This is a genomic window from Pseudomonas sp. 05N434 (genome assembly GCF_056396965.1).
The window spans coordinates 1-3469 of record NZ_JBFTMK010000537.1; the positions used below are offsets into that span (position 1 = coordinate 1).

The 3469-nt window shown below is 59.5% G+C and carries 5 protein-coding genes; 1 reads left to right on the top strand and 4 read right to left on the bottom strand.

The window, feature by feature from the left end; all coding sequences use genetic code 11:
- From AC1DLB_RS25285 to AC1DLB_RS25295, 3 genes are all read right to left on the bottom strand, one after another.
- The coding region (locus AC1DLB_RS25285; RefSeq protein ID WP_477785856.1) for a transporter substrate-binding domain-containing protein at positions 1-203 on the bottom strand (203 nt) is incomplete at its 3' end.
- A gap of 264 nt (positions 204-467) precedes the next feature.
- Positions 468-929, bottom strand: a complete 462-nt coding sequence (locus AC1DLB_RS25290; RefSeq protein WP_192351466.1) for a MarR family winged helix-turn-helix transcriptional regulator — start codon at positions 927-929, stop codon at positions 468-470.
- Positions 930-1076: 147 nt separating this feature from the next.
- Complete coding sequence (locus AC1DLB_RS25295) at positions 1077-1529, bottom strand: Ohr family peroxiredoxin (RefSeq protein WP_019649553.1); 453 nt, start codon at positions 1527-1529, stop codon at positions 1077-1079.
- Between the two features lie 253 nt (positions 1530-1782).
- Here AC1DLB_RS25295 and AC1DLB_RS25300 point away from each other — a divergent pair, with 253 nt between their 5' ends.
- Complete coding sequence (locus AC1DLB_RS25300; RefSeq protein ID WP_477745560.1) at positions 1783-2790, top strand: Ldh family oxidoreductase; 1008 nt, start codon at positions 1783-1785, stop codon at positions 2788-2790.
- A 53-nt stretch (positions 2791-2843) separates the two neighbouring features.
- Here AC1DLB_RS25300 and AC1DLB_RS25305 read toward each other — a convergent pair.
- A partial coding sequence (locus AC1DLB_RS25305; protein ID WP_477785857.1) for an aldehyde dehydrogenase family protein occupies positions 2844-3469 on the bottom strand: 626 nt, incomplete at its 5' end.

Genomic DNA, 3469 nt, shown 5'->3' on the forward strand with positions numbered 1-3469 from the left:
ACCCACTCGCATTTGACCTTCATCTCTGCACACAGCGCGTTGCCGATGTCGTAATCGAAACCACTGACATTGCCCTCCGGCGTCTTGAAGGAGAAGGGCGGGTAGGCGGCTTCGATGCCGATACGCAGGCTGTCCTCGTCGGCGTGTGCCAGCAAGCTTGCGGCGCACAGTGCCAGAGCACCTAGAAGTTCTGTCTTGTTCATATTGTTGACTCCTTGGATGGGGCGTTGGTGATACGGGGCTGCCGTCCGGTCTGGCGAGGTGGATTGTCCTGATGATTTGCGAGGCTATAAATGACATAAAATATTTCACAAATCAACTGTATGAAAATAAACATATCAAAACGGGGCGACAAGCGGAGTACTCATGGGCAGTAACCGCAGCCCTGCCAGCGAGCCTTTGAATAAAAAACGGGCGCCGATCAGGGCGCCCGTTTTTTCATTCCGGTATCAAGGTATTTGTTTTGCTCATCCCTCGGCTTTCGTCGATTTGATGAGGTTGTTGCGCAGTTTCACGATCGCGTTCTGCAACTGTGCGAACTCTTCCGGTTCCAGACCCGTTGCGTGGGAAAGGCCCTTCTCGGGGCGGTCTTCGCGTAGCTGTCGACCGCTTTTCGTCAGGCTGATCCGCACCTGCCGTTCGTCCTCGGGATCACGTTGCCTCTGCAGATAGCCCATCGCTTCCAGTTTTTTCAGGATCGGTGTGAGCGTGTTCGATTCGAGAAACAACTTCTCGCCCAGGCTGCCCACGGTTTGGTGGTCTTCCTCCCATAGCGCAACGATGGTGATGTATTGCGTATAGGTGAGCCCCAAGTGCTCGAGTATCGGCTTGTAGGCCTTGCCGAAGGCCAGGTTCGTGGAATAGACCGCAAAACACAGGAAGTCGGAGAGCTTCAGATCAGCGGGGACGGTCTTGTCAGTGCGTTTCATGTGCTTCCTCGTTGGCCAAAGTAGAAGGCTCGCAAAGGCAAAATATACCTCGTGTACGATTTTATCGGAATGGTTTTGGCCTTGTTATTCGCATGCGCTTAAAGCGCATGCGATGTATTTGCAGAAAAAAATGCCAATCGCGGTGCGTTAAACCGTGAGGACGTTCAGGGCCACGTCGATATTGCCGCGCGTCGCCTTCGAGTACGGGCAAATCTGATCGGCGGTGTGCGCCAGTGTCGTCGCAACGTCGTGCGTCAGACCCGGCACGCGGAGCGTCAATCGAGCCTGAAGGAAGTAGGCCGCACCGGTCTGGCCCAGATCGACTTCGATGTCGACCGACAAATCAGACGGCAGCACCACGTTCATGTCATTGGCCACCAGCCCGACAGCGGCGGTGTAACAGGCCGACCATGCACCGGCGAACAGTTGCTCGGCGGTCGGGTGTGGCTGAATGGCGGTGAACACGTGCGCCGGTTTCGCGCTTCCAGGCGACGACAGCGTAATGTCGAGGCTGCCGTTATGACCACGCGACGTGTTGCCAGCGGCGCTGGCGGTGGTGTGAGTCTTGCCGGTCATCAGGACTTTTTCGATCTTGCTCATGGGGTGGATCCTCAACGTTTCGAATGATGTGATTTGTGTGTCGCATACGTTTATATCGCATGCGATGTAATAATAATTGCGCAGGCACCCATCGCTGTCAATCAGTCGGGTTGCGTCGCCCGACGAGTGGCCGGGCAATACGCCGTCCGACTGTTTCAGCGATGTGCCGAATTCGTCATCAACCCGACCTAAAGCGATCAAGCCGTGAGCCTTGGACTGGACCAGTCTGACCGGTCTATCCAAGGAGATGACCATGATTCGACTGACCCTGATCGAAGCCCGTGAATTGGCCGAATCGATCCTGTTGCACAACGGTTTTAACCTGGCCCATGCGCAAGCGGTGGCGGCGACGGTGATCGCTGGCGAGCGCGATGGCTGTGCGTCCCACGGTTTGTACCGGATTCTGGGCTGCGTGAATTCCCTGCGGGCCGGCAAGGTGTCGGCCGACGCCGAGCCACGGGTGATCGACCAGGCACCGTCGATTGTGCGGGTGGATGCCGGGGGTGGTTTTTCGCAGTTGGCGTTCCAGGCGGGGCTGCCGTTACTGGAAGAGAAAACCCGGGCCAACGGGATTGCGGCGCTGGCGATCAATCGTTGTGTGCATTTCTCGGCGCTGTGGGTGGAGATCGAGCAGTTGACCGCCGCCGGGCTGGTGGCGCTGGCGTGTAATCCGAGCCATGCCTGGGTGGCGCCGGCCGGGGGACGGGTGCCGGTGTTCGGCACCAATCCCATTGCCTTTGGCTGGCCACGCGTGGGGCAGGATCCGTTTGTGTTCGACTTCGCCACCAGTGCGATTGCCCGTGGCGATATCGAGTTGCATCGGCGTGCCGGCAAGGCGATTCCCGAGGGCTGGGGCGTGGACGCTGAGGGGCGGCCGAGCACCGATGCCAACGTGGTGCTCGATAGCGGCGCGATGCTGACGTTCGGTGGGCACAAGGGCTCGGCGCTGGCGGCGATGGTGGAGTTGATTGCCGGGCCTTTGATCGGTGACCTGACCAGCGCCGAGTCACTGGCTTACGACGCGGGCAGCAAGTCATCGCCGTACCATGGCGAGTTGATCATCGCGCTGGATCCGCGACGTTTTCTGGGAGCGGCTACTGAAGAGCACTTGGCCCGGGCCGAGGTGTTGTTTCAGGGGATTGAAGGGCAGGGGGCGCGCTTGCCGTCGCAACGGCGTTATGCGGCGCGGGCACGCAGTGTGGTGGAAGGCGTGCAGATTCCCGAGGCGCTGTACAACGATCTGAAAGCACTGCTGCCTTGATAATCAGATCTCCTGTGGGAGCGAGCAGGCTCACCCCACAGGAGGTCGTGTTGTCAGACCGGTTCGCGGTGGCTGGCGCCATCGACCAGGCGGGCAATGCCCAGCGGGTTGGCGTTTTTCAGGGCGTCGGGCAGCAAGGCATCCGGGCAGTTCTGGTAGCACACCGGGCGCAGGAAACRCTCGATGGCCAGGCTGCCGACCGACGTGCCACGGGCGTCGGAGGTCGCCGGGTAAGGACCGCCATGCACCATCGCATCGCACACTTCAACGCCGGTGGGGTAGCCATTGAACAGTACCCGGCCGACCTTTTGTTCCAGCAGCACCAGCAGATCGGCGTGTTCCTTCAGGTCCTGCTCTTCGCCAATCAAAGTGGCGGTGAGTTGACCGTGCAAACTGTTCAGCGCTTGTTGTAACTCGGCTTTATCGGCCACTTCGACGACGAGGGTGGTCGGGCCGAACACTTCTTCCTGCAACAGCGGATCACCCTTGAGCAGCAGGCTGACGTCGGCCTTGAACAGTTGCGGCCGGGCTTGATTACCGTGCTGGTCCTGGCCTGCCAGATGGCTTATCCCTGGATGGTCGACTAACGCCTGCACACCTTTTTCGTAGCTGGCGAGGGTGCCGGCGTTGAGCATGGTTTGCGCCGGCTGTTCGGCCATCAAGGCACTGAGCCGAGCGG

Bases quoted from the DNA above. Each gene is read 5' to 3' on its own strand.
- AC1DLB_RS25295 (WP_019649553.1), bottom strand. From the start codon at position 1,529: ATGAGCAAGATCGAAAAAGTCCTGATGACCGGCAAGACTCACACCACC.
- AC1DLB_RS25300 (WP_477745560.1), top strand. From the start codon at position 1,783: ATGATTCGACTGACCCTGATCGAAGCCCGTGAATTGGCCGAATCGATC.
- AC1DLB_RS25290 (WP_192351466.1), bottom strand. From the start codon at position 929: ATGAAACGCACTGACAAGACCGTCCCCGCTGATCTGAAGCTCTCCGAC.